Source organism: Wolbachia endosymbiont of Drosophila incompta (genome assembly GCF_001758565.1).
GTDB classification, from domain to species: Bacteria; Pseudomonadota; Alphaproteobacteria; order Rickettsiales; family Anaplasmataceae; genus Wolbachia; species Wolbachia pipientis.
The window spans coordinates 1182673-1207704 of sequence record NZ_CP011148.1; the positions used below are offsets into that span (position 1 = coordinate 1182673).

At 34.6% G+C, this 25032-nt stretch carries 22 protein-coding genes, 1 tRNA gene and 1 pseudogene; 15 read left to right on the forward strand and 9 right to left on the reverse strand.

The window, feature by feature from the left end:
* The 6 genes and pseudogenes from WG67_RS08855 to rnc all read left to right on the forward strand — a co-directional run.
* A pseudogene (locus tag WG67_RS08855) lies at positions 1-184 on the forward strand (DEAD/DEAH box helicase); the annotation flags it as partial.
* A 203-nt stretch (positions 185-387) separates the two neighbouring features.
* Positions 388-2694, forward strand: coding sequence for an AAA family ATPase (locus WG67_RS05375; RefSeq protein WP_070357007.1), 2307 nt, complete (start codon positions 388-390; stop codon positions 2692-2694).
* A gap of 64 nt (positions 2695-2758) precedes the next feature.
* Entirely contained in the window at positions 2759-3655 is an 897-nt protein-coding gene (locus tag WG67_RS05380) for a class I fructose-bisphosphate aldolase (protein WP_038228077.1), read from the forward strand.
* A gap of 5 nt (positions 3656-3660) precedes the next feature.
* Positions 3661-3732 (forward strand) — tRNA-Cys (locus WG67_RS05385).
* 121 nt (positions 3733-3853) lie between these two features.
* Positions 3854-4921, forward strand: coding sequence for a quinone-dependent dihydroorotate dehydrogenase (locus WG67_RS05390; protein WP_010082053.1), 1068 nt, complete (start codon positions 3854-3856; stop codon positions 4919-4921).
* A 90-nt stretch (positions 4922-5011) separates the two neighbouring features.
* Positions 5012-5710 carry a ribonuclease III gene (rnc, locus tag WG67_RS05395; RefSeq protein WP_006279914.1) on the forward strand — a complete coding sequence of 233 codons (699 nt, stop codon included), beginning with the start codon at positions 5012-5014 and terminating at the stop codon, positions 5708-5710.
* Positions 5711-6048: 338 nt separating this feature from the next.
* Here rnc and WG67_RS05400 read toward each other — a convergent pair whose 3' ends face one another.
* The 3 genes from WG67_RS05400 to WG67_RS05410 all read right to left on the reverse strand — a co-directional run bounded on the left by WG67_RS05400 (position 6049) and on the right by WG67_RS05410 (position 8913).
* On the reverse strand, positions 6049-6591 hold the full coding sequence (locus WG67_RS05400; RefSeq protein ID WP_070357008.1) for a hypothetical protein: 543 nt from the start codon (positions 6589-6591) through the stop codon (positions 6049-6051).
* 109 nt (positions 6592-6700) lie between these two features.
* Positions 6701-7231 (reverse strand): phospholipase D family nuclease, encoded by a 531-nt coding sequence (locus WG67_RS05405; RefSeq protein WP_010963125.1) that lies wholly within the window; start codon positions 7229-7231, stop codon positions 6701-6703.
* 857 nt (positions 7232-8088) lie between these two features.
* The gene (locus WG67_RS05410) at positions 8089-8913 is read right to left on the reverse strand and encodes a hypothetical protein (RefSeq protein ID WP_070357009.1); all 825 of its coding nucleotides are present in this window, start codon (positions 8911-8913) and stop codon (positions 8089-8091) included.
* 167 nt (positions 8914-9080) lie between these two features.
* Here WG67_RS05410 and WG67_RS05415 point away from each other — a divergent pair, with 167 nt between their 5' ends.
* Genes WG67_RS05415 through WG67_RS05430 form a run of 4 tightly spaced genes read left to right on the forward strand, consistent with a single transcriptional unit; the run spans position 9081 to position 11371 of the window.
* On the forward strand, positions 9081-9719 hold the full coding sequence (locus tag WG67_RS05415) for an HAD family hydrolase (RefSeq protein ID WP_010081930.1): 639 nt from the start codon (positions 9081-9083) through the stop codon (positions 9717-9719).
* Complete coding sequence (locus WG67_RS05420; RefSeq protein ID WP_010081931.1) at positions 9719-10216, forward strand: RDD family protein; 498 nt, start codon at positions 9719-9721, stop codon at positions 10214-10216. Before WG67_RS05415 ends, WG67_RS05420 begins: the two co-directional genes overlap by 1 nt.
* A gap of 59 nt (positions 10217-10275) precedes the next feature.
* On the forward strand, positions 10276-10752 hold the full coding sequence (gene bfr, locus WG67_RS05425; protein WP_010081932.1) for a bacterioferritin: 477 nt from the start codon (positions 10276-10278) through the stop codon (positions 10750-10752).
* A 1-nt stretch (position 10753) separates the two neighbouring features.
* Complete coding sequence (locus WG67_RS05430) at positions 10754-11371, forward strand: SURF1 family protein (RefSeq protein ID WP_070357010.1); 618 nt, start codon at positions 10754-10756, stop codon at positions 11369-11371.
* 30 nt (positions 11372-11401) lie between these two features.
* Here WG67_RS05430 and WG67_RS05435 read toward each other — a convergent pair whose 3' ends face one another.
* Both WG67_RS05435 and WG67_RS05440 read right to left on the reverse strand, forming a co-directional pair.
* Positions 11402-13120 (reverse strand): monovalent cation:proton antiporter-2 (CPA2) family protein, encoded by a 1719-nt coding sequence (locus WG67_RS05435; RefSeq protein ID WP_010963130.1) that lies wholly within the window; start codon positions 13118-13120, stop codon positions 11402-11404.
* Positions 13121-13125: 5 nt separating this feature from the next.
* Positions 13126-13698: a thioredoxin family protein gene (locus tag WG67_RS05440; protein ID WP_010081997.1), complete on the reverse strand. Its 573-nt coding sequence runs from the start codon at positions 13696-13698 to the stop codon at positions 13126-13128.
* 108 nt (positions 13699-13806) lie between these two features.
* Here WG67_RS05440 and tmk point away from each other — a divergent pair, with 108 nt between their 5' ends.
* Positions 13807-14397: a dTMP kinase gene (gene tmk / locus WG67_RS05445; RefSeq protein ID WP_070357068.1), complete on the forward strand. Its 591-nt coding sequence runs from the start codon at positions 13807-13809 to the stop codon at positions 14395-14397.
* On the opposite strand, the gene WG67_RS05450 is transcribed toward tmk, so the two are convergent.
* The 4 genes from WG67_RS05450 to WG67_RS05465 all read right to left on the reverse strand — a co-directional run bounded on the left by WG67_RS05450 (position 14390) and on the right by WG67_RS05465 (position 19017).
* Positions 14390-15058 carry a hypothetical protein gene (locus WG67_RS05450; RefSeq protein WP_010081999.1) on the reverse strand — a complete coding sequence of 223 codons (669 nt, stop codon included), beginning with the start codon at positions 15056-15058 and terminating at the stop codon, positions 14390-14392. The genes tmk and WG67_RS05450 overlap by 8 nt on opposite strands.
* Positions 15059-15212: 154 nt before the next feature.
* Positions 15213-17045: an ATP-dependent zinc metalloprotease FtsH gene (gene ftsH / locus WG67_RS05455; protein WP_070357011.1), complete on the reverse strand. Its 1833-nt coding sequence runs from the start codon at positions 17043-17045 to the stop codon at positions 15213-15215.
* Positions 17046-17057: 12 nt separating this feature from the next.
* Positions 17058-18353 carry a tRNA lysidine(34) synthetase TilS gene (gene tilS / locus WG67_RS05460; RefSeq protein WP_070357012.1) on the reverse strand — a complete coding sequence of 432 codons (1296 nt, stop codon included), beginning with the start codon at positions 18351-18353 and terminating at the stop codon, positions 17058-17060.
* A 184-nt stretch (positions 18354-18537) separates the two neighbouring features.
* Positions 18538-19017 carry an OmpA family protein gene (locus WG67_RS05465; RefSeq protein WP_010081889.1) on the reverse strand — a complete coding sequence of 160 codons (480 nt, stop codon included), beginning with the start codon at positions 19015-19017 and terminating at the stop codon, positions 18538-18540.
* Positions 19018-19292: 275 nt separating this feature from the next.
* Here WG67_RS05465 and WG67_RS05470 point away from each other — a divergent pair, with 275 nt between their 5' ends.
* From WG67_RS05470 to WG67_RS05485, 4 genes are all read left to right on the forward strand, one after another.
* Positions 19293-20714, forward strand: coding sequence for a gluzincin family metallopeptidase (locus tag WG67_RS05470; RefSeq protein ID WP_070357013.1), 1422 nt, complete (start codon positions 19293-19295; stop codon positions 20712-20714).
* A gap of 23 nt (positions 20715-20737) precedes the next feature.
* Complete coding sequence (locus WG67_RS05475) at positions 20738-21814, forward strand: rod shape-determining protein (protein ID WP_070357014.1); 1077 nt, start codon at positions 20738-20740, stop codon at positions 21812-21814.
* A gap of 202 nt (positions 21815-22016) precedes the next feature.
* Positions 22017-23129, forward strand: coding sequence for a tRNA 2-thiouridine(34) synthase MnmA (gene mnmA / locus WG67_RS05480; protein WP_070357015.1), 1113 nt, complete (start codon positions 22017-22019; stop codon positions 23127-23129).
* 945 nt (positions 23130-24074) lie between these two features.
* A partial coding sequence (locus WG67_RS05485) for a WD1261 family protein (RefSeq protein WP_458694938.1) occupies positions 24075-25032 on the forward strand: 958 nt, incomplete at its 3' end.

A 25032-nucleotide genomic window follows, 5' to 3' on the forward strand; every position in this document is an offset into this window, starting at 1 on the left:
TAAGAGAAGACTGCCTGCACTGGCAGACAAAGAAGGAGAGCTAAATTTTGATTGTAGTGTGCAATTTAAAAAACGTAACAGCAAAAAGGTCTTTAAAAGGCCAAGTACGTTAAAGACTAAATACGGTAGAAAAAAGATCAATGCATTTAAGAAGAAAAGCAGAGTACTAGAAAAAGCGTATTAAATAGGATTTACCTACAATTTGATAAGCGTAAAACTCGTCATTCCGCTACTCATTAGCGGAATCTATGCTGAGATATTGCGGTGCTATGACGTAGATCCAGAGTGGGATTCAAATTGGCTACAGCGAACTGCTGGATTTCAATTTTTTTAATAATTGTGTGCTATTCATTATATATGAGTTCCCACTTTTAAAGAGAATAGGAGATGATTTCCAAAAACTTAGAGGCAAGTTTGAATAGAGCACTATTCATTGCTTCTAATTTTAATCTTAAATATGCGAAAGTAGAACATTTATTGCTGGCGTTAACTAAAGACGTGGATGTAAATTACGTTTTATCAAGATGTAATATCAGAGCCGATGAAATCATCAGTATGGATAACATTCTATCAAGATGCAATATTAAGGCTAATGATTATAATAATAATATAAAAGGGTTTTTACAAAGCAGTTCTGAATTGATTATCAGTGGAGTTAAACCTAGCTCAATGTTTCAATGCATAATACACAGAGCAATAATACGGGCTCATAGCTTGGGGAAAAAAGAAATAAATGGAGCAAGTGTTCTAGTAGAAATTTTGTCTGGGCAAGATTTATACGTTGAAGATCTATTGCAGAAACAAAGTGCGAAAGATTCCAATTTGATTTACCACATATCTAACATGAAATACTCTAACGATATAGATGAATACACCACTAATCATAAAGTAAAACTTGATAAAAATAATGATGCTCCTACTACAGTAAATAAAGGTGAGCTACTAAAAGATGAGGAAATTCTACAAAGTTATTGTAAAAATTTAAATGACTATGCAAGAAGCAAAAAAATAGATTATGTTATTGGTCGTGATTATGAATTAAATCGCACTATAGAAATATTATTGAGGCGTAGAAAAAACAACCCTTTATATGTTGGAGATCCAGGTGTTGGCAAAACCACAATAGTTGAGGGTTTGGTACTCAAAATCATTGAAAACAGTGTTCCAAGTGCGCTCAGGTCCAGTATAATTTATGCTTTGGATTTAGGGTCACTCCTTGCAGGGACACGCTATAGAGGTGATTTTGAAGAGAGAATAAAATCTATAATAAAAGCGATTGAGGCAAAACCAGGTGCTATCCTTTTTATTGACGAAATACACACTATCATTGGAGCAGGTTCTACAAGTGGTAGCTTTCTTGATGCAGGTAACCTACTCAAACCTGCGCTTGCAAGAGGTACACTGCGTTGTATAGGTGCAACTACATATAGAGAATACAGCAATAGTTTTGAAAAAGATAAAGCATTAGCGAGGAGGTTTCAAAAAATTAATGTTAAGGAATCTTCTGTTAACGAAACGATAAAGATACTAGATGGTATAAAGCACTACTATGAAGGGTATCATGGAGTATATTATACAAAGAATGCCATTAGGTCTGCGGCTGAACTTTCGCATAAGTATATTACTGGGCGAATATTACCTGATAAAGCGGTTGATGTTATTGATGAGGCAGGGGCATATTGTAAATTGCTAAGAAACAGGGGTAAAATTGTAAATAGTAGAGATATTAAGAATACCATTACTAGAATTACAAATGTGCCTTGCGGATCTGAATCTGATGATTTGCAGAAAGTAAAGTCTTTAAAAGCTAATCTAGAGAAGGTGATTTTTGGCCAAGAGCAGGCAATAGAATCTCTTGTTAATTCTATTAAAATTGCTAAATCTGGGTTGAGAAATTACAATAAGCCTTTAGCAAATTATCTTTTTGCAGGGCCAACCGGTGTTGGTAAAACCGAGCTAGCAAAACAATTAGCAGAAAGCATGGGCATGAATCTTATACGCTTTGATATGTCCGAATATATTGAGTCTCATACGATATCAAGGATGATTGGTTCTCCTCCTGGATATGTAGGTTATGATCAGGGTGGATTACTCACAGAGTCTGTATCTAATAATCAATATAGTGTTGTGCTGCTTGATGAAATTGAAAAGGCTCATAGCGATATCTATAATATATTGCTACAAATTATGGATTATGGTTGCGTTACAGACACTTACGGACGTAAAGTTAACTTTTCCAATATAATCTTAATTATGACAACTAATGCAGGAGCAGCTGAACGCAGCAAAAGTTTTGTTGGCTTTGGGCATAAAAAATTTAACACTGGTGATAGTGAAAAAGCGATAGAACAGGTTTTTAGCCCTGAATTTCGTAATCGTCTTGATGCGATTATTTCTTTTTCTGACTTAAATGCGGATATAATTCTGCATATTGTAGATAAATTTATTCAGGAACTGAAAAAGCAGCTGACGCAAAAAGGCATAAACTGCTTGGTAGAAGATGAAGTGAAATCTTATCTTGCACAAACAGGTTATAGTAAGGAAATGGGAGCACGTCCGATAGAGAGACTTATTGAAAAAGAGATAAAAAGTTACTTAGCGGAAGAAATACTGAATCGTAAATTAATAAAAGGAAAGAAATTAAGAATCTATATGAATAAAGTAGAAAATAAAATTGCTTTTGATATAGTTTAAAATCCTTGTATTGAACTTCATCTTTGTTACAATCTATAACTTAAATTCAATTTGAATTATAGTGATAAGTGATAAAGTAAAACAAGTCCTAAGCTACTACGAAAGTGAAAACCCTGGGGTAAAAGCAAATCTTACTCGTATTCTCATGCATGGAAAGCTTGGCGGCACTGGCAAGTTAGTGATTCTGCCAGTAGATCAAGGATTTGAGCATGGTCCAATTAAAAGTTTTGAAGTTAACCCTGATGCTTATGACCCACATTATCATTTTCAGCTTGCGGTTGATTCGGGAGTAAGTGCATATGCTGCTCCACTTGGTATGATTGAAGCTGGTGCTGCAACTTATGCTGGAATGCTCCCACTTATTTTGAAACTTAATAGTTCCAACTCTTTACATTCAAAGGATCTAACCTCTGATCAGGCAATAACCTCTTCTGTGAAAGATGCGCTGCGTTTGGGATGCTTAGCTGTCGGATTTACTATATATCCTGGTTCTGCTAAGTGTTTCGATATGATGGAGGAAGCCCGTGGAATCATAGCTGAAGCCAAATCTTATGGACTTGCAGTAGTGCTATGGTCTTATCCACGCGGTGAAGGGATTTCCAAAGAAGGTGAAACAGCAGTTGATGTTATTGCCTATGCTGCGCACATGGCAGCTTTGCTTGGCGCTAATATAATAAAAGTAAAACTTCCAACTAAATATTTGGAAAGGGAGAAAATAGAAACAGAAAATATTGAATCATTATCTAAAAGAATTGAATATGTTAAAAGGTCTTGTTTTGCAGGGAAAAGAATAGTAGTTTTTTCTGGTGGTGAATCGAAGGAAGTAGATAACATATACAATGAAGCGAAAGAAATTAAGCAGGGTGGCGGTAATGGTTCAATCATTGGACGTAACACTTTTCAACGCAAAAGGGAGGAGGCTTTATCTATGCTAAAAGATATAATGGATATCTACACATAAAAAACGGCTGGGTGGCAGAATGGCTTATGCGGAGGACTGCAAATCCTTTTATACCGGTTCAATTCCGGTCCCGGCCTCTTTCATTCTCTATATCTTGTAAAAGTTAACAGTAGCTTTAAGTGTGTAACCTATAGAGAAAGCTTGTCCATAGTAAAATCAATTTCTTTTCAAGTTATGGTTATACTCTTATAGCGTTTCATGGTAAAAAATAAACTAAAAATAAGCAAAGTGTTTTACAAACGTAATTTACTATTTTTACTACCGCCCGAAGTTGCTCACTCTTTGGCAATTATGGCATTAAAGAAAATGCCTTATAAGAATCCTATAGAGCTACCAGAATCTTTGAGTGTGAATTTTTTTGGTAATAAGCTCAGAAGCCCCGTAGGTCTGGCTGCAGGTTTTGACAAGAATGCAGAAGTTATAAGGCCTATGCTCTCATTTGGTTTTGGGTTTATTGAAACTGGTACTGTAACTCGTAATCCACAATATGGAAACAAAAAGCCAAGAATTTTTCGGTTAATTAAAGATCAAGGGGTAATTAACAGATTGGGATTTAACAATAAAGGAATAGACTATTTTCTTAAACAAATAGGTGAAACCAAGCTTGATGACTGCATTTTTGGCATCAACATAGGAAAAAACAGTACATCAAAGGACCAAATCAGCGATTATGTTGACTTAATAAAGATAGTATATGGAAAGAGCAATTATATAGTGCTGAACATCTCATCCCCAAACACGCCTAATTTACGCAATCTGCACAATAAGCAAGAATTATCGGAATTGTTGAAATCCGTAACTCTAACCCGAAAATCAATTGATAATTCTAAATCCATACCAATAATATTAAAAATCTCACCAGATGTAGATCAGCAAACGAAAGAAAATATCGCTGAGCTTGCGTTGGAATATAAGATTGACGGATTAACAGTAAGCAACACTACGGTAAGTAGAGATAATCTGCATTCTCACCATAATGAGAGTGGTGGGTTGAGTGGCAAACCGCTGTTTAAACTTTCAACCGAGTTATTGGGCGATATGTACAAATTTACTAAGGGCAAAATATTATTGATAGGGTGCGGAGGAATCTCAAGTGGTGCTGATGCATATAAAAAAATAAAGGCAGGAGCTTCTTTGGTGCAGTTGTACACTGCTCTCATATACCACGGACCTCAAGTTGTAAACAAAATTAATCTAGAACTTGCAGAACTAATAAGGAGAGATGGATTTAGTAACATTAATGAGGTGGTGGGTTGTATACATTAATTTTGAAAGTTGGTGGTATTATTTTAATAAAATAAAACTAATTCTCTGGTATAAAGGTGGTAGAAAGTGCTTTTCTTTTAAATAATGGGTATGAAGAGTTTGAATGATGCAATATCTAAGATCATTGATTATAAATTTACAAATTATGCAATATTAGAAGAGGCACTAACTCACCCAAGCGTAAATAAAAGGAATAGCAAAAACCAGATTGTAAGCTACGAAAGACTAGAGTTTTTGGGCGATAGTGTTTTGAATATGGTTGTATCTGCCACACTGTTTAAACTATTTCCTGAAGAAAAAGAAGGAGCATTGGCAAAAAGAAAGACGGATTTAGTTTGTGGCAACACCATTGCTAATGTTGCTAAAGAAATAAAATTAGGCAGCTTTATCATCATGAATAATAGTGAACGCTGCAATGGAGGGAGATGTAACTTAAAAAATTTAGAAAACTCGCTTGAAGCACTAATAGGTGCAATTTATATTGATGGCGGGCTTGAAAATGTTGAAAAATTTATTATCCAATATTGGGAAAAGCTAGCTAAAGGCATGCTTGACCCCCCTCAAGATCCTAAAACCTCACTGCAAGAGTGGACTCAGAAAAACAAATTGCCTTTACCAGAGTATGAGCTTGTAAAACAAACTGGACCAGCGCACAATCCTGAATTTACTATATCAGTTTGCATAGAAGATTATGGTAAAGTTTCTGCATGCGCTTCTAGTAAAAAGATTGCTGAACAAAAAGCTGCTGAGTTGATGCTAGAAAAAATTGGAAAAGACGCTTCAGTTTAGGCAAAATAGGCATTAATGTAAATTTTAAGGAAGCTAATAGCGTTTAGGGTAAATGGTCAATTTAAGGAGAAGCATAGTATTATTCATAAAAAAGTTGATTTACCAAAAATCAAGCCTTATGTAGTGGAATATCAATGGCTGTTGTCGGAGATGCGGAAAAAAAGAAGTAGCAAGTTACCAAAAGGTGTTATGCCAGATACATTTGGTCCAAGAGTTGTTTTGTGAAGTTGACAGAGTCAATGAGAATGAAAGTTTTAAAAAATAGCATATTTTTTAATTATAAAAATTTGATATTAACTGTTGTTGGTTGATTGAGTAAAAACCAGTGAATGGTCACGTTAAAACATATTTTTAAATTTCTGCCAAAATCCTGGTTTATTATCATTAACCTTTGTAAATGTTATATTTAAACTGTATTTCGGATCATTTGGCACGTCGTATTTTATGCTAAATGTTGAAACTTTATCGTTATTGTAAATATGTACATCATCATATGATAGCTTTGTTGTGTAACACTTTACATACTTTTGCTTATCATGCACTAAATCACCTGACTCCCTTTCTAGTTCCACAAATTTCGTTTTTTTCTGACATTCCTTCATTTTTATTAAATCGTTATCTAGTGATATTGAAACTGGCAACGTATTTCCAGCATATTCTTTAGCTAAAAGTTCACTTTGAGGATACATTTTTATTTCCCTGCCAAAATGTGAGTCTATGAAATTATTACTCCAAAATTTATCGCCAGAATGCACGTACTCATCAGTAGCATACGGCACCCCACCATAATTGCATTGAACTTTGTAATCTCCAACACCGTTGTTTTGAAAAAAATCATGAATAGCAGTGTAGCTACCGGCAGCATCATTTATATAATCCATTACTTTATTCCTTAAATTTTTAGTTCATTATATCATAATCATTATGCCAATCAATCAAAAAAGCTCTCCCTTGCTGTTTTTAAAACTGATTTTGAGCAAGCGCTCTCGATTAGTTGGGAGCGTATTTGTAAGATTGTGACATTCGTGCCTCCCAGTTTTTCACATACTGCTGAATCAATTCAGGATAATCTGTAATAATTAATAAATTTTCAGCATTTCCTTTTTTAGCTGTCTTACTAAGGTTAAATGACCCTGTGATGACTTTTTGATTGTCAGCAATCATTATCTTATTATGAGCAATCTTTGGCTTATCATCGATCCAAATTGGTACTCCACCTGAAAATAATTCATTTATAACACTATATTTTGAGTAGAGTTGCGATTTATCTAAGATGACTTTAACATCAACACCGCGTTCTTTAGCATTAATCAAAGATTTTGCAACTGTTCCAAGAGTAAATGTATATTCTTGAACTAAGATAGATTTTTTAGACTGATCTATTACGTTGATTATCGGTACAGCACAATCTTCTCCAGGTGAAAAGCAAACCGTAGCTTTTGGGCAGGGCGAAAATATAAAACCCGCATAGTAATACAGAGAAAAACACATTAACAAGAATAAAAAGTGAAAAAGCCTCACAACAACCCACCCCCGGATATACGGCGATAGGCTACATTATAATTTAATCACCTGTCAATAGACTTCTTGCATAGTTTTTGGCAACAACCGTTAGAAACGAAAAAACTTACTTGACAAACTCCGCCAGCCCCCTTATCATGAAACTGAAGGTATTCAGTTATCTTCATCTGTGCAGATTAAACAGCAAGAAAACAACGTAGTTGGCGTCTTATTTTTAATTTTTTGCACTATGTGCACCTTATGTCTTCACAATATTTCTAGGTTTTTACCTACACAAGCTGAAACGCGCTTATAAGTCGTTTAAGACAGTATAGTACGCCAATTTGCAGGATTAGGGAGTGACAACTAGCTAACACGGGGTTTCTTTTGCCTTTTTTTCTGCTTAGTAAATTTCTTAAACATTTAAACTAAGGTGAGTTGCATTTAAAAGCAGCTAAATTGCAGTGTTTAAGACTTAAAAAACGCCAATGTTCTAAAATAGATATTAGCTGGGGCTTCTTTTGCCTTTTTTTTCGCTTGGTAAATTTCTTAATGTTTATAGCTAACATGAAGCTAAGTACGAACTTTGTTAAATACAACAAATGGTGTCATCCCAGTGCTCCTTTTTTTGTCATCCGAGTAGCTGACACTGGGATCTATTTTGCATGTAACTCCAATTGTGTTTTGGCATAAAACGCGACGCGTATTAGACTTATTTGCAAGCAAAGCTTGCTAGATCCAAGTAGTCAGGGCACTGGGATGACATCATAGGGACACTGGGATGACACCCTGACAATCGTCATCCCGCTACTTGTTAGCGGATGAGATACCGCGGCGGTATGACGGTTTGTGGCGGTATAATGAAGCTTGAAAGCGGATCACCTTTCACGACCCGTGTTTACTTCATTCACTTTAGGAGTATTAACAGGCGTTATTGCCGGGTTTTCAAGCTTTGTTGCCTGCTTCAAACCCTCGCTTACACTTTTATCCTTTAAAATTTCATCAAGCTGCTTACTCTTTTGTTGCTCTTCGTTATTTGACGTATCTCTTTGAGCATCTTCTTTCATGCCACGAGCATTCTCTACATCCTTTTCACCTTCACCTAAAAATTTTTCTAATATTTTCTTAACAAAGCGCTTCAGAAGACTCAAAAACCCTTCTTCTTTTTGATTTTCTTGTGGTTGAGGCGTGTTATCTTTTTTGTCCGGCTCAGTGTTAAGCTTCTCTTTTACAGAACTCTTGCTTACTGAGGGATTAACGGTTTGTGAATCGTGCTCTGATGCTGTTTGCACAGAAGCTTCAGTAGTCTTTTTTTGTGTATTATGTTCAAGGTCTTTAACTGCTGTTGTAGTTTTTCTCGGAGTGTCTTGGAGTTTTTTGTCACTTTTTGGCTCTGCAACTTTTTCACTTGTGAAGATGCCCTTCCCTTTATATTGTTGGTCAAGCTCAGCAATTCTTTCAAAATCTTGACGTACTTTTTCATCTGCACGTCCTTTTTGACTTTCAAATTTCTGACTCAATTCTGCAACGTTTTTCATTTTGTTCTCAAGCTCCTTACTTTTCACAGCTTTTAGAGCCTCTGTTCCTTTTGCGATATAATTAACCTTCTTTTCTAATGAGGTACCTTCTGGAAAAGCACCTGGAGAACGTTCAAAAACATCTTTAAACTTTTTTTCAACATTTTCTTTAGATGTCTGGGCCATACCTGTTACCTATTAAAACATATCATATAATCAGTATATTAGCTAATTATATAAAAAACAGTTAACATAACTTGTGGTAAAAAGTGTTTATCAAGGGCGTCCTATTTATATCTTTTTCATTAAAATGCTATTTACTTATTAAGTTAAAATGTATAATTATATAAGAGATGAAAGATAGCTCATTAGCAGTAGTATTCGATTGGGATAATACCTTAGTTGACACTCAAGATAATATTTTTAATGCTATTAAGCATACCATAAACTCAATGGGGTATAGTAATAAAGCTGCTGATAGAAATTCCCATGAGTCGAGAAAGAGCTATATGGTCAATTTATTTGGCGATCAGTGGAAAAAAGCGAATCAGATATATCAACAATATTTAGATGATGCACTATTGCAAAACATTGCTTTGAATCAAGGAGTAGAGAAAATGTTGCAGACACTGAAAAGCCACAATATTTATCTAGCAATAGTAAGTAATAAGAAAAATACTAATTTACGTAAAGAAGTTGCCTATTTTAAACTAGATTCCTACTTTGAAAGAGTGGTTGGGTCATGCGATACTGCAGAAGATAAACCATCTGCAACCCCACTGCTATTTGCACTAGAAGAGAGTACGTTGCCTATAAATAGAGAAAATGTGTTTTTCGTTGGTGATAGCATCACAGATGTTCTGTGTGCACAAAATGCCAATTGTTTACCTATTATATACGGTCAATCAATAAGCGGTTATGAAGATTTGTTATGTTTTCAACATTTTGATAAACTTACAGATTTTATAATAAAGTATTTAGAAGATAGGTAATGACCACTGTTACAGAGATTGCCAGTATAATAAGACGCTTTTGCGCATATTTGATAGATAGAGCAATTTTATTAATTCCAAACTTATTAATCAGACTATTGTTAAAGAATTTTCCGTTAATTTCATCTATGTGTATAGATTGCAGTTACTTCACATATTTTATATCTTCAAAAGCCCAAGCAACTCCTGGTCAGCAATTAATGAACATACATACCATAAGCTTGGACGGTTCTAAAATAGATTTGAGTTTAGCATTTGATAGAAGCATTTCTCAGTTTTTTCTTTCTCTATTATATAACATAATAGTTATCCTCATCGAGCTTTTCCAAGAACAGGACGTGTTAATAAACGCTTTCGATATATTAATAGTGCTACTCACTATATTAACGGTGCTGCTCACTCTTTGCTGGTATCTAGTTGCTTGCTTCTCTAAGAAAAAACAGACATACCACGACATGCTATTTAATACGGTTGTTATCAAAGGAAATATTAAATGAGTTGCTATAACTATCGTTATCATATAAATTATGCTGATGAATTGAACTAAGGGAAGATTATGAATGAAGAGATAGTAAAACATTTGAACAAATTATTGACCAATGAGCTAACTTCTGTACGCCAGTATCTTTTGCATTTTGCGATTCTCAAAAACAATGGAATTAATAGATTTGCAGAAAAGGTAAAAAATGAGCTTAACGAAGAACTTGAACATGCAAACAAGTTGGCAGAAAGAATTTTGTTATTCAAAGGAGTTCCAAATTTTCAGGATACAAACGAAATATCAAAGCATGATGGAAAGTTTACAAAAGACACAATACGGAAAATCTTAGAAGCTAATTTGAAATTAGAGGGAAAAGGTATTAAGGATATCAAAGAAACGATTTCTATCGCTGAGAAAGAAAAAGATTTTGTTAGTGTAATGTTATTAGAAGAGATGTTAAAAAATGAAGAAGAGCACTTCCATTGGATTGAAAAACAGATTGACCTTATTGAACTAATGGGTGTTGAAAACTATTTAAGAACACAAATATAGAGTGTTAAAAAAAATAGTATTTATTTTAATTGTACCTTGCTTGCTCCTTTTTTTATTAGGATTATGGCAAGTATTCAGATTGAACTGGAAGAATAATATTATCAAAAATATGAGTCTTCCTGTTGTTCATCTGTTGCCCAATAACGACCTTGAAAAATTTAACTATAGGCATGTCAAGATTGATGGGATTCTAAGTGACATAGAACTATATGTTTTTGCAGGGCAACACGGCTATCACGTGCTGTCTCCTATGTTGCTCACCACTGGACGTTACATGTTGGTGAATAAAGGAATAGTCGGAGAAAAAAAGGAGAAAAAAGTAAAAATTGAAAAAGTAGTTGCAGATGGAATTTTATATTGCGATAGCAATAAAAGTAAAAATTGGTTTATCAAGAACGATACTGCTTCGAATACATGGTTTACCCTGAGTACAGAAGAAATTTCCAATGAGTTAGGTATTAAGCTAGAGAAGTGTGTATTGTGGCCGAACAATTTTGGCAGCAAAGTAGCTATACAGCCAATGAAGCATTTGGAATATGCAATCACTTGGTTTGCACTTTCCTTAATTTGGTTGATTATGTGCGTAATTTACTATAGGCAAAACCTCAATAAAGCTTGAAGCTTTCTGTACATAAAATTAGAGAAGTAGTTATTCATCTTTATCACTACCAAGGTCTTTTAACATACTGTAATTGCCTTTTCTGAATCTACTTTTTAAAGACGTAACTCCACTTTCGCTAATACCACTAAGGCTCAGTGCAGCTCCACCTAGCTGCAATCCTATCTCAGATGTTTCAGGAATAATTTTACTAGCTCCTAGATCTCTATAAACCTCCACATTACTCAGATCTGGTAAGCGTATTACAATATTTACATGCGGAAAATTTGCTGCAACTAAAGAAACAACTTTTTTTATAGTAACTTCATTCTTTATTGAAATAACGAGAGCTTGAGCTCTTTCTATTCCTACCGATTTTAAAATTTCACATCTTGTAACATCTCCAAGATATATAGGAAAACTATCACTTTTTCCTTCTTTGACTATTTTCGATTGAATATCTACAACAACGTAACTTAAATGCTCTGCCGTAAGCATTTTTGTTACCATATATCCCACTCTACCAAATCCAGCAACTATCACATGGTTATAAAGATCTTGTGTATCTGTTTCAACAGCTTCATCATCTAATATTGTTTTCTCAGTGCTAAATGAGTTTGCTATCCAATCTCCAAGCCCCGATAAAAGAGGAGTGAAAGCCATGGTTACTGTAGTTACCATCATAAGTACTTGAGCGATTTCACTTGGTAGCACATTTAGCTCATCTGCTAAGCGAAACAAAATAAACGCAAATTCACCGCCTTGTGAAAGCAGTAACCCAGCTTGTATAGCAGGTGCACTCTTAAACCCAAAAAATCTACACAATATATATATAATAGATGTTTTTAAAACGATAAGGATAATCGATAATAAAGTAATTAGTGGTAACTTATTGAGTAAAAGTTCGGTATTGATGGACATACCAACAGTCATGAAAAATAAGCCAAGAAACAAATCTTTAAATGGCAATACTGCGTGTTCTACTGAGTGTCTATATTCTGTTTCTGCAACTAACAATCCAGCAACAAATGCACCTAATGCTAACGATAAATGGAATTGCTCAGTAATAAATGCTGCTCCTAATACTATTAAAAGCGTTGTTGATATAAAGATCTCATTACTTTCCATTTTAGCAATAACCGAAAATAAAGGTCTAAGCAATAATCTACCAGTTATAAATATCAGCACTAATGCAATAGCTGCTTGCACCAATGAACCTGCCAATGAGCTTATCAGGCTGTGCTCAGAATTGCCAGTAAGTAAAGGTACCAATACTATTAATGGTACCACTGCAAAATCTTGCATTAATAGCACTGCTATCGACAACCTACCAACCTGACTTGCTTGAGAACCTTTTTCTTGCAGAACCTGCAACACTATTGCTGTTGAGGATAGCGCAAGCCCACCACCAATAACTGTTGCTATATTCGTATTCACTCCGAAAGCAAGAGCGATGCACCATATTGCTACCATGGTAACTATAACTTGAAGAGAACCGAACCCAAATACATGAATACGCATAGCGATCAGGCGTTCAAATGTCAATTCAAGGCCTATAATGAATAATAGAAAAACTACACCAAATTCTGCAAGATTATCCATTGCTTCAGCTGAGTGTATCAGATTAAATCCGTGAGAACCAATAACTGCACCTGCAACGAAGTAACCAAGCACTGGACTAATATTCATTTTCCAAAATGCTATGACTATAAACACAGCAGCAGAAAGCAAAATTATAATATCAAACAAATGCTGAGAGCCACTGTGCATGATATTTAACCTGTAGAATTAGACCATTTAATTGAGCAGCCAATACTTGATTTTTGGTCAATTGGAGAATTACCAGTTTCTGCAATAAATTTCATAGCTTGAAATAAGTCACTACTTCCTACTTCATAGCTTTGAACCTTTTCTTTTTTTGTGTCGTTAAAACGTCCACGATAGCAAAGGTTTAAATTGGAATTAAAGCCGAAAAAGTCAGGAGTGCAAACAGCCCCGTATTCTTTAGCTATTTTCTGTGTACTATCAATTAAATATGGAAATATAAACTTATTTTCCTTGGCAAAATTAATCATATTTTCAAAGGAATCTTCTGGATATTCATTTACATCATTTGGCATTATTGCAATGGTGTTTACCTGATAATCTTTTTTCAATTGATCAACATCGCTTACCAGATTGCTAATAATTGACTGAACGTAAGGACAGTGATTGCATATAAACATTATAATAAGACCATTTTTTCCACAACAGTCACTTAATGCATAATATTTATTGTCTACTCCCAAAAGATTAAAATCTTTTGCAGTAAAACTAAAATCAACTTTAGGAGTATTCAGAGCAACCATAGACTATTATTATACCACATGTAATTTACGGTCTTATTATTTAAATGTCAAACGGTTTCTATGTATACTGTTTGCATATTCTTTTTTAGTATTATAATTATAAAACTTATGTTCATAACTTTCGAAGGAATAGACGGCTCTGGTAAAACAACACAATCTAAGCTACTTGCAAATCATTTTAAGCAAATTCGCGGCGAAAATAATGTGGTATTGACTCGAGAACCAGGTGGCACTAACTTTGCAGAGAAGGTAAGAGGAGTATTGTTAACGAATAATATTGATTCTATTTCTGAACTCTTGCTACTTATCTCGATGAGGCGCGAACATATGAAAAAATTAATATTACCAGCTCTTGCAGAAGGAAAAATAGTGATTTGTGATCGGTTTATTGATTCAACTATTGCATATCAAGGATATGGGTTTGGAGTTGACTTAGGGCTAATAAGGGACTTACATAAGCTAGTGGAAATTAAATATCCAGATATTACATTCATTCTAGATATTGATGTTAAAGTTGGGTTAAATAGAGCAAAAGACAAGAATAAATATGAAGAAATGGATGTTAATTTTTACAATAAGGTCAGAAAAGGATTTCAGGAAATAGCCATAAAAGAGCCCGTTAGGTGCAGTGTTATCACTGGAATTGAAACAAAAAATGATAATCACGTACACAATGAAATTATTGATAAAGTCACCTAGCTTGTGATAGAAAATTATCAATTTCAGGTAACATTATTTCATATGAATAACTTTTTGTTTGAGTAGCTAAAAAATCCTGTATTTTGTCTGGATCTTCTTCACTTATCATCTTATATGCCCTTGCGAGGTTCATTAATTCACTTCTATTTTTTTTATTGCTTACTTCAGTAATAGTAAAAAATTGATCAAAATGGTCTAAGAGGTCTTTATTTTTTATTGAAGACACAATATCGTCAATTTCTTTCACATATAATGCAAGTTTGTGTGCTTTACTACGATCTTCAAAACAAAGATTAACAAGCACGTTACGAAACCTATCTTTCGTAGTACTTCTCACTTCTGCTAATAAGGACTTAATATTTTCTTGGCAATGCACTCTCTTTACCGATTCAGCCGGTTCAACCATACCAAGAACATTCTTTACCAAAGATTTTTCTTCACAACTAAATATGAACATGTAATAACCCATCGATAAAGTGAAGAGCAAGAACATAGCCGGAAGTAAAAACGGAGCTAATACATTTTGTGACGCAGGGAAAATAAACCAGGTAACAGTTGCTATTGACACAGTTACAAATAATCCTGATAAACATAATTGTGCTTTTCTTCTATAATTCTGATCAATAACTGTACTTACACCAATAGAAGCTATATCAATCATTACTCACACCTCATTAAACATTAATACTAACTGAATGATAGCATTATTGTGATGAAAATGCAATATTATGAATATTTTAATACAATTTATATTGACAGTTACAATTCTGAATGTTTTATTGCAGCGTTAGCTGATTAGCATTTTTAAGATGAGGTCAACTCTCATAGAGAGAGGATTTTTTTACTTTCTCATTTTCTTCTCTAACAATTTTTTTTCCGTTTAGTATATCCTTTATTTCATCTCCTGTTAAAGTTTCAAACTCCAGTAGATTTTCAGCAATAAGCTCTAAGCCTTTCTTATGCTTGGTCAAAATGTCTTTTGCTTTTTCATAGCAAGAAGATATGATTTTTTTCACTTCTTCATCTATGAGCTTTAGCGTATCTTCAGATGTCATATGAGGATGTTGTGGATCTTGCTGCTCACGATTGTGATACACTAGCCCTATCTCATCATTCATTCCACATTTTTTTACCATAGCACGTGCTATGTTAGATGCTTGTCGTATATCAGAAGACGCGCCACTTGTAACTTTATCGTAGCCAAAAATTAACTCTTCTGCTGCCCTGCCACCCATGGCAACAGTTATATCTGCTATCAGCTTTTCTCTTGTGTGGGACACTCTATCTGTTTCCGGTAGTCTCATAACTAAACCTAAGGCCATACCTCTTGGAATGATTGTTGCCTTGTGTATAGGATCAGAAGCAGGCATATTAACCGCAATTATCGCATGACCAGCTTCATGGTATGCAGTCAGTCTCTTTTCCTCTTCTGTCATAATTAGGGATTGTCTTTCTACGCCCATCATTACTTTATCACGTGCATATTCAAAATCATCCATGGTAACAATTTTCTTGTTTCTTCTTGCAGCGATAAGTGCAGATTCATTCACCAAATTTGCTAGATCAGCCCCTGAAAAACCTGGTGTTCCTCTTGCAACTGTTTTCACGTTTACATCTGGTGCTATTGATATTTTCTTTATATGAGTATTTAATATCTTTTCACGCCCATTTATATCGGGTAAAGAAATAGTAATCTGTCGGTCAAAACGACCAGGTCTAAGCAGTGCTGGATCTAAGACATCCGGACGGTTAGTCGCAGCAATTATTATTACACCTTCATTAGACTCAAAGCCATCCATCTCAACTAATAACTGATTTAATGTTTGTTCTCTTTCATCATTGCCGCCACCAAGACCAATGCCACGATGTCTACCCACCGCATCTATCTCATCTATAAAAATTATACAAGGAGCATTTTTCTTGCCTTGATCAAACATATCACGAACACGGCTCGCACCAACACCAACAAACATTTCAACAAAATCAGATCCAGAAATGCTAAAGAATGGCACATTAGCTTCTCCTGCAATTGCACGAGCAAGTAAAGTTTTACCAGTTCCAGGAGAGCCAATTAAAAGGCACCCTTTTGGTATTTTTCCACCTAATATTTGAAATTTTTGCCTTTGTTTAAGGAAATCAACGATCTCTACTAGCTCTTCTTTTGCTTCATCAATTCCAGCAACATCATCAAATGTTACTTTTTTTCCACTAGTCATGAGTCTAGCCCTTGACTTGCCAAAGCTTATAGTGCTGTTGCCTCTCGCTTGTGTTTGTTTAAGAAAGAATAGCAAAAAGCCAATAAAGATAAATGTTGGGACCCATGAGATAAGTAATCCACCAATTACGTTCATGGCAGAATCTCCAGTTGAAAAGGAGAATCTCACTTTTCTATCATGTAAATTTTTTATTAGGTCGCTATATATGACACCGCTTGAATTGAAACTTGAACCGTCCCTGAACTTGCCTTCAATGCTCTGGTTTTTTATGACAATATTTTCTACATCATTGTCTTCTAGTCTAGTTAAAAATTCCGAAAAAGGTATAATTGTTTTACTTTTACCTACATTTCCGCTGAATTGAATATAAGCAACTGAAATAAGAACAATAATTACTAACCAGATCAATAAGCCTTCTAAAAATTTTTTCATTTCTATTTCTAACTAAATACTAATCAAGCTTACCAAATTTTGTTTTATCGTGCTATTAATAATGCATTGAACCTTATCGTCATTGGTATTTTTTCCGTTATAATTTACATCAGGATAAGCAAGCACCTTGCTATCTTTTTGTACTGTAGGCAAAGAGTAGAAAACTTCAGGGCAGCAGTTGTAATCCTTCAGAAATTCAGGAACTTTTTGTGTTTTTTTTAATGGAGCGATGATAACTGAACACCCTTGATTTCCGAGTATTGTGCAGCTAAATCTGTTATCCCATTGGGTAGGTTCATTTAAAGGTAGGTTTACGGTAATTTCTTGTATCCTTGACGATTCTCTAATTATTAAGATATTTTCTCCATACTTTCTTATTTTACACCCAGAAAGTGTACAGTTAACATTACTATCCTTTTGCAATATTCTATTAAATATTGCAATGAGGCTGCTGTACCTTGGTTTATAATGTTTACTGGCAATTGCCATTATAGAGTAAAGAAGAAGCCTCAAGGCTATTTCCTCTGGCAATTGATAAAATTCACTTAGTTTAGTTTCAATATAACCAAGATCATGCACATTAACGCAGTCATTAAACGCAAGGCGTGTGTAGTGCATCAACGCTTTTGCAGCTCTTTTCATATGAAGGGCTGTGAGGCATATTCGCTCTGTTAAAATCTCTTGATTATCACTTGCTTTAAGTAAGTTACGGTATAAAGTTCGTCTGTATTTTAAGTCATGATTGCTTCTATCTTCGATCCATTTTAACCGATGAAGCTTAGCGTACTTTTCTATTTCACTACGACTAAAATTTAACAATGGCCTAAATATATAAATACCATTTAGGAAAGACTTGTAGTCCATTGATGATAATCCATCTACGCCACTACCTCGCTCTAATCTTAACAAGAACGTTTCTGCTTGATCATCTTTGTGATGAGCAACAAGTAAATATTTAACATTATTATTTTTACACCACTCTGCTAGTAACTTATACCGTGCTTTTCGTGCCTGTAACTGAATATTGCCTTTAATATTTTGCTTCTCCCAATTTAATATGAACGATTCCTTTGCTCCAAGTTCCTTTGCATAACTTACAACAAAATCAGCTTCTTTTTGAGACTCTGGACGTAATCCATGATTTACTGTTAATGCTATAGGAAGTGAAAGCTTGTTTTTTTTTGCCCAGTTAGTCATTAAGTGCAGTAAGACTATACTATCTACACCACCTGATACTGCAACTGCAACTTGATTGTTATAGAAAGCAAAACTATTAACCACATTTTGAAATAATAACTCTAATTCCATTATGTCTCTTGATGGCCAGAAAGGTCAGATCTCTTACGTCATACCGCGACTTATTTGTGGTATATATAGATCCCGCTAACAAGCAACGAAATATGACAAGTTTGTCCTTTTTTGTCTACCCCAGTGCCCTTTCTTTATGTCATCCCAGTGTTTGACACTGGGATCCAGGTTTTAATGCAAGAAACTATTTCTTTATTCCAGAAAATGAAAATTCCACTCTACGATTTTTAGCATGCTCTTTTTCATATTTAGAATTTCTAGAATCATCTTTTACATTAACCAAAGGCTCAGTTTCACCTTTAGAAGCAGTTTTTATTCTGTTTTCTATGTAGGGTGTACAACTAACCATAAATTTTTTAGCTGCATCAGCCCTTCTAGCGCCTAGCGCAAGATTATATTCATGAGAACCACGGTTGTCAGTGTGACCAGTTAAAGTAACCTTCGCGTCAGGGTTATCTTGTAACACCTCCATTACGTCAAGTAATGCATCTGCACTTACTTCAGCAATACTAGATTCATCATAACCAAAGAAAACTCTTTTATCACCTATCTGCTTAACAACAGAATTTATTTTATTTGTTGTATTTGCTCCTTTTTTTGGGCAAGAACTTACACCAGTAAGTAATAAACAAAAACAGCACATTATAACCAGTCTACTCCACATTACTAAACCTCCATAAATTTTAAATAGTGCGTAACTTTAATTTCAGTAGCTAATATCTCTCCATATTGTAATATAGTCAAGAGAAATAAAATACTAAATACTTTTTCTACAACCTTACAATTAATTTTCCTATAATATGCTGGACTCTGAGTAGAAAAATCCAATAAAAGAATAAAAAGTACAATTTTTTATTGTACTTTAAGCAAATATACTTTTAACTTTNNTATTAATCTATTACGGTATTAAACAGATGTTTTCTAAAATAATGAACAAATATGCAATCTTATAAGTTTTTAGAGGAAGTATTATATAGGGTAAAGAATATCGAAAATACGCTAAAAGTACTAAACCAAAGCNNATTGAATATAGAGGACAAAGTTGAACAAATGAGTCTTCTAGAAGAAATCAGACATGAAATTATCTCTCATGACGCAATAAAGGAATCATTAGCAGATGCTCTTGGTAACAAAAAAAGTGCAAATACTCAGCAGCTAAAGTTAATAGAGAGAATACATAAAAGCAACAGTGCTGTTCCTATTGATTTAGTAAAGTCTTTATCCAAAGCTAAGGTTGAATGCCAAAATTTATGGAAGCTATCTCATTCTGAAACCAGTAACTTAGAAAAACTAAAAGAACGTTTTACTGATTTAATCACACTCATTCGCGAAGTAGCTTCTATAAAATCGCAGCAATTAAAATGCTCAAAATACGACTCACTGCTTGCTGACTATGACTCTGATATCACAGAAAAGAATATAAGGGAAGTATTCCCCAAGGTAGGCAAATTTTTTAGCGAAAATGTAGATAAAATAATTGAAAAGCAGAAAAAGGATAAGGTTACTAATATACAAAAAGTTGCTACTCAGAAACAGATTGAACTTGGCTCATTATGTTTACAGCAAATGGGTATTGCACTAAATGAGATTCGTACTTCTTATTACTACCCTATAGATTATGATGAATCTGATTTTTGTTATGGTTTATTTTCACTTTTACGGCATAGTGGTTATGCAATTTATCAAAAATGTTTAGCGCAAAATTCTATAAGTAGTCCAATTACGAGACATGTTATGTATGAAACTCAAGGGTTATTCATGGAAAGGATGATTGGAACATCCAGAGAATTTATTGAGTTTATTCAACCACACATAAAAGAGAAATTTGCTATAAAAGGCAAAACTAACGAGAAAGTTAGCAGTGTTGAAAATTTGTACTTGATTTTCAATGAAATAAACCTTTCTTCTTTTTTAAAAAATGCAGATGAATTTAGTCTGTTAGCTCATATTATGTTGAGAACTAGGTTAGAACAAGATATAATAAATGGTACATTGGAAGTCAAAGACCTGCATGATGCGTGGCTGGAAGGTATGAAGCACTATAAAATTCCAGTAAAAGCTGAAAATGAGCTAAACACTTATTTTCAAGATGAATATTGGGCAAGCGGTGTTATGGGCTACTTTCCTATAAAAATTATTGCTTTAATTGCTGCTGTGCAGATTTTCTCTTGCGTTAAAAAGAATCATTACGAATCATTAAGTGCTATAATAAAAGGAGATTTTAGTTTACTTATCAGTTGGTTATCTCAAAATATATACAGTGCAAAGTGTGGCCTGGAACTGCTAAAAAAAGTAACAGGTAAGGGTTTAGACGTTGAGTGTGTTACTTACTACTTATCTGAAAAGTATAATTTGTCTTAATAAATGGTTTTCTTGAGTTATGTATGAATTTTGTTCGAAAATTAACCGGAAAGTTTTATAGCCTTTTTACTTTCAAAGGTTTGTTTGCTAGCGATATTGCTATAGACCTTGGTACTGCAAACACTTTAGTTTATCAGAAAAATCAGGGAATAGTGCTTGATGAGCCTTCAGTTGTAGCAAGAATAAAAGAAAAAGGAAGTTACGTTCCTTATGCTTTTGGTAAAAAAGCTAAAATGATGCTTGGGAAAACGCCTGGAGAAATAGAGGCGATAAGGCCCTTAAAGGATGGAGTTATTGCTGATTTTAAAAGTGCGGAAGAAATGCTAAAATATTTCATACGCAGTGCAAACACAAAATTCACTGTTAATAAACCTAATATTATCATATGCGTTCCATCTGGATCCACGCCAGTTGAAAGGCGTGCTATACAAGATGCAGCAGAAAGTGCTGGTGCAAATGAAGTATTTTTAATTGAAGAACCAATGGCTGCAGCAATCGGAGCTGGGCTCCCGGTTACTGAACCTGAGGGTTCTATGATTGTTGATATAGGAGGCGGTACAACTGAAGTTGCAATTATTTCTTTAGGCGGAATTGTTTATTCACGTTCTGCCAGAGTAGGTGGCGATATTATGGATGAGGCAATAAAGTCATATGTTCGTGAAAATCATAAATTATTAATCGGTGAAACAACCGCTGAGAAAATTAAGAAAAGCATAGGTTCAGCCAGTCTGCCAGGTGAAAATAACAAAGAGGGAATGATAATTAAGGGCAGGGATTTAGTGAGTGGCATGCCAAAAGAAATGCTTTTATCAGAATACCAAGTTGCAGAGAGTTTAATAGAGCCTGTACATCAGATAATTTCTGCTATTAAGACTGCGCTGGAGAGCACTCCACCTGAACTTTCTTCTGATATAGTCGATAGAGGAATAGTTTTATCCGGTGGTGGTGGATTATTACGTAATCTAGGTAAAGTTATCAGTGAAACAACAAAATTACCGGTTCGTGTTGCAGATGACCCACTTTGTTGTGTTGCTCTGGGTAGCGGAAAAGTGCTTGAAAACATGGATTATTTTGGCCATGTTTTATTTAAGCAGGATTAAATTATTTTTAAAGGTAGTTCATCGAATTTTATAGCAAATTTTACCTCAAGCATAAAGATGTCATCCAAGTAGCCAACACTGGGATCCAGAAAAATTGACTATAAACAAGTATGCTGTTTCGATGAAATTGTGTAATAGAAACTAGATTCCAGTGTCAGCTACTTGCATGACACCAAGTTTGTGTTTATAAATTAAGGCGATTATGCTAAAAGAATTTGAAATAGAACCTCTGCTAAAAGATAAAGCTCCGCACCAGACCAAGGCTGTTGTTGCAATGTCCGGGGGAGTTGATAGCTCCGTTGCTGCAGCACTGCTACATAACCTTGGGTACAAAGTGGTAGGTGTGACTCTTCAACTCTATGGCACCGACGGTAATGCTAACGCAAGAAAGGGCGCATGCTGCGCTGGACAGGATATTTATGACGCTAAGCGTGTAGCTGAAAGTGTTGGCTTTCCTCACTATATTTTAAACTATGAGGAAATATTCAAAAAGGAAGTAATAGAGGATTTTGCGAGTACCTATATGCGTGGGGAAACTCCCATACCATGCGTGAGATGTAACCAAACGGTAAAATTTCGTGATCTATTGCAAGTTACAAAAAATCTTGGTGCGGATGTGCTCGTAACAGGACATTACGTGAGAAGGTTAGAAAAAAATGGTGAGGTAAAGTTGTGCAGAAGCATTGATAAAAGTAAAGATCAAAGTTATTTTTTGTTTGCTACAACTCAAGAGCAATTGAAGCTTTTGCGATTTCCACTAGGTGGGTTCTATAAAAGTGATATAAGAAAATTAGCAAAGTATTTCAGCTTACAAATTTCTGAAAAGCAGGACAGTCAAGATATATGCTTTGTTTCCGAAAGCTATAGTAAAACAATAGCTAAATTAGCTCCACAATCTGTACAGAAAGGTAAAATAGTGGATGTTAATGGAAAAGTGCTAGGCGAGCACAGTGGCATAGTAAATTTTACAGTGGGGCAAAGAAAGGGCTTGGGTATCGCACACAATGAACCTCTTTATGTGATAAAAATTAATACAGAAAATAATGAGGTTATAGTAGGTCCGATCAACGTATTAATGCAAAAAAAAATATTGATCAAGGAGTTAAATTGGTTAGAACAACCAAAGGAAGGTATGGAAGTAACTGTGAAGCTGAGATCATCACATGTGGGAAATTTAGCAACAATACATTCAACTGACGAAAAAAATGAAGCCTGTGTCATTTTAAACGACGATTACTTTGGCATCAGTCCAGGTCAAGCCTGTGTAGCGTATAAAGATGAGCAAGTTATCGGCGGTGGTTGGATATGCTCTTAACTAAAAGCTTTAATGCAGAATGTAAACATACAATAGACTTCTTGCATAACCATATAACAGAAACGAAAAAACTTGCTTGACAAACTCCGCCAGCCCCCTTATCATGAAACTGAAGCTATTTATTTATCTTCTCTGTACAGATTAAATGACAAAAAAACTCACGTATCTGGCGTCTCATGTTTAATTTTTTGCACTATGTGCACTCTATGTCTTTATCAAATTTCTGGGTTTTTACCTACACAAGCTGAAATACGCTTATAAAGCATTTAAAACATTAAAAAACGCCAACTTAAAAAATGGATAGTGAATAACTAGCTACCCTAGGGTTTCTTTTGCCTTTTTTTCTGTTTAGTAAATTTCTTAACGTTTATAATTTAGATTAGTTGCGGCTTAAAAGCAGCTAAATCGCGGTTATTAAGTGTTTAGAATAAAAAAACGCCATACTTGAAAGTATAATGTAAGTAATTAGCCAACCACGGGGCTTCTTTTGCCTTTTTTTTCGTTTGGTAAATTTCTTAATGTTTGTAGCTAAACGACAACCGTCATCCCGCTAGCGGGATCTCTTGTTAGTGGCTGAGAGATACCGCGAATGAATCGCGGTATGACGGTTCGCGGCAGCATAAAGATAAGTCTCGTCATCCCACTGCTTGTTAGCGGGATCTGGAGATACCGCGGCGGTATGACAGTTCGTGGCAGCATGAAGATAAGCTCCTCATCCCGCTAGCGGGATCTCTTGTTAGCGCCGCGGCGGTATGACGTAGGATTGTTTTATGACGGTGTAGATAGTATCCCGCTGCGTGTTAGCGGGATCTCTTGTTAGTGCCGCGGCGGTATAGCTATACCTTTTTCTACTTAGTTTGGGTTATGCAAGAAGTCTAATAACATTTATTGCTATTTTGCCATGTATCCCTTATACTATAAAGTAGAACATTATAGGTTTCAGCAATGATAAAAGAAATTGAAGAACTAATAAAAATTGTTGGTAAGGGTAATTTATTAGAGACGTTATTTATTTTTTTAGGTAGCTTTCAACATGCTGACTTAGGTCGTTTTATGGATCACAGAAATCATTTTGGTTTGTCTGAATTCATTAGAAAAAAAGAGGAACCATTAGATAAATATTTTAACTTAAAATTTAGTCTACAAGGGCTGTTTTTAATTTATGCTCAAGCTTATCAAATTCTAAGTGAAAACAATAACCTGAATACTAAAGATGTCATAGATAAAATATATGAAGTTATTAAAGGATCTGAGTTAAATGAATATATAAATGAAGTAGTAGATGGAAGAAAATTAGATTTACTTAACATCTTAGCAAATCCAAAGAGAGAACCAATATTTAAAACAGAAGAAGATTTTGAAAATAAAGTACTCATTGGTCTTAGAAAGTTACTAAGTGAAGGAAATACATTAAACAAATATGACAGAGAATTTGCATTAAATAAGTGCGTTATCAGCAGCTATTATTCCATTCATGACATAAAAGCAGATAAAGATATAGCATTGTTCTTTTCTTTGGGTAGTCACTATAAAGAACTTTCGTCATCTAACAAAACAGTAAAAAGAGAAGTATTAGAGATATGTGAGAATCAGTTAATAGAGAGCTATATAATGTTCTTAGCTGGCAAACTACACATGATCGGATTATCAAGTAGAGATAAATATACAATCGACCATGAGAATGTGGATCGGCAAGAGAAAGCATTGAAAATGGATGGATTAATATATCCTATAAATACAAAAAACACCCTAGAGCAACTGTTAAAAAACCAAAATAGTGATGAATTTGAACAATTAATAACGAGCCCTGATAATATATACTACTCAGTGCTGCAAGAAGAGAATGAATGTAGGCCAAATCCTATCACCAGCAAGAAAAAAGAAAAAGACCATAAAAACACAG

What these genes read in the sequence shown, in the direction of transcription:
- WG67_RS05375 (WP_070357007.1), top strand. Translation starts at nt 388, where the DNA reads ATGATTTCCAAAAACTTAGAGGCAAGTTTGAATAGAGCACTATTCATT.
- WG67_RS05390 (WP_010082053.1), top strand. Translation starts at nt 3,854, where the DNA reads ATGGTAAAAAATAAACTAAAAATAAGCAAAGTGTTTTACAAACGTAAT.
- rnc (WP_006279914.1), top strand. Translation starts at nt 5,012, where the DNA reads ATGAAGAGTTTGAATGATGCAATATCTAAGATCATTGATTATAAATTT.
- WG67_RS05400 (WP_070357008.1), bottom strand. Translation starts at nt 6,591, where the DNA reads ATGGATTATATAAATGATGCTGCCGGTAGCTACACTGCTATTCATGAT.
- WG67_RS05410 (WP_070357009.1), bottom strand. Translation starts at nt 8,913, where the DNA reads ATGGCCCAGACATCTAAAGAAAATGTTGAAAAAAAGTTTAAAGATGTT.
- WG67_RS05415 (WP_010081930.1), top strand. Translation starts at nt 9,081, where the DNA reads ATGAAAGATAGCTCATTAGCAGTAGTATTCGATTGGGATAATACCTTA.
- WG67_RS05420 (WP_010081931.1), top strand. Translation starts at nt 9,719, where the DNA reads ATGACCACTGTTACAGAGATTGCCAGTATAATAAGACGCTTTTGCGCA.
- bfr (WP_010081932.1), top strand. Translation starts at nt 10,276, where the DNA reads ATGAATGAAGAGATAGTAAAACATTTGAACAAATTATTGACCAATGAG.
- WG67_RS05435 (WP_010963130.1), bottom strand. Translation starts at nt 13,120, where the DNA reads ATGCACAGTGGCTCTCAGCATTTGTTTGATATTATAATTTTGCTTTCT.
- WG67_RS05440 (WP_010081997.1), bottom strand. Translation starts at nt 13,698, where the DNA reads ATGGTTGCTCTGAATACTCCTAAAGTTGATTTTAGTTTTACTGCAAAA.
- tmk (WP_070357068.1), top strand. Translation starts at nt 13,807, where the DNA reads ATGTTCATAACTTTCGAAGGAATAGACGGCTCTGGTAAAACAACACAA.
- WG67_RS05450 (WP_010081999.1), bottom strand. Translation starts at nt 15,058, where the DNA reads ATGATTGATATAGCTTCTATTGGTGTAAGTACAGTTATTGATCAGAAT.
- ftsH (WP_070357011.1), bottom strand. Translation starts at nt 17,045, where the DNA reads ATGAAAAAATTTTTAGAAGGCTTATTGATCTGGTTAGTAATTATTGTT.
- tilS (WP_070357012.1), bottom strand. Translation starts at nt 18,353, where the DNA reads ATGGAATTAGAGTTATTATTTCAAAATGTGGTTAATAGTTTTGCTTTC.
- WG67_RS05465 (WP_010081889.1), bottom strand. Translation starts at nt 19,017, where the DNA reads ATGTGGAGTAGACTGGTTATAATGTGCTGTTTTTGTTTATTACTTACT.
- WG67_RS05475 (WP_070357014.1), top strand. Translation starts at nt 20,738, where the DNA reads ATGAATTTTGTTCGAAAATTAACCGGAAAGTTTTATAGCCTTTTTACT.
- mnmA (WP_070357015.1), top strand. Translation starts at nt 22,017, where the DNA reads ATGCTAAAAGAATTTGAAATAGAACCTCTGCTAAAAGATAAAGCTCCG.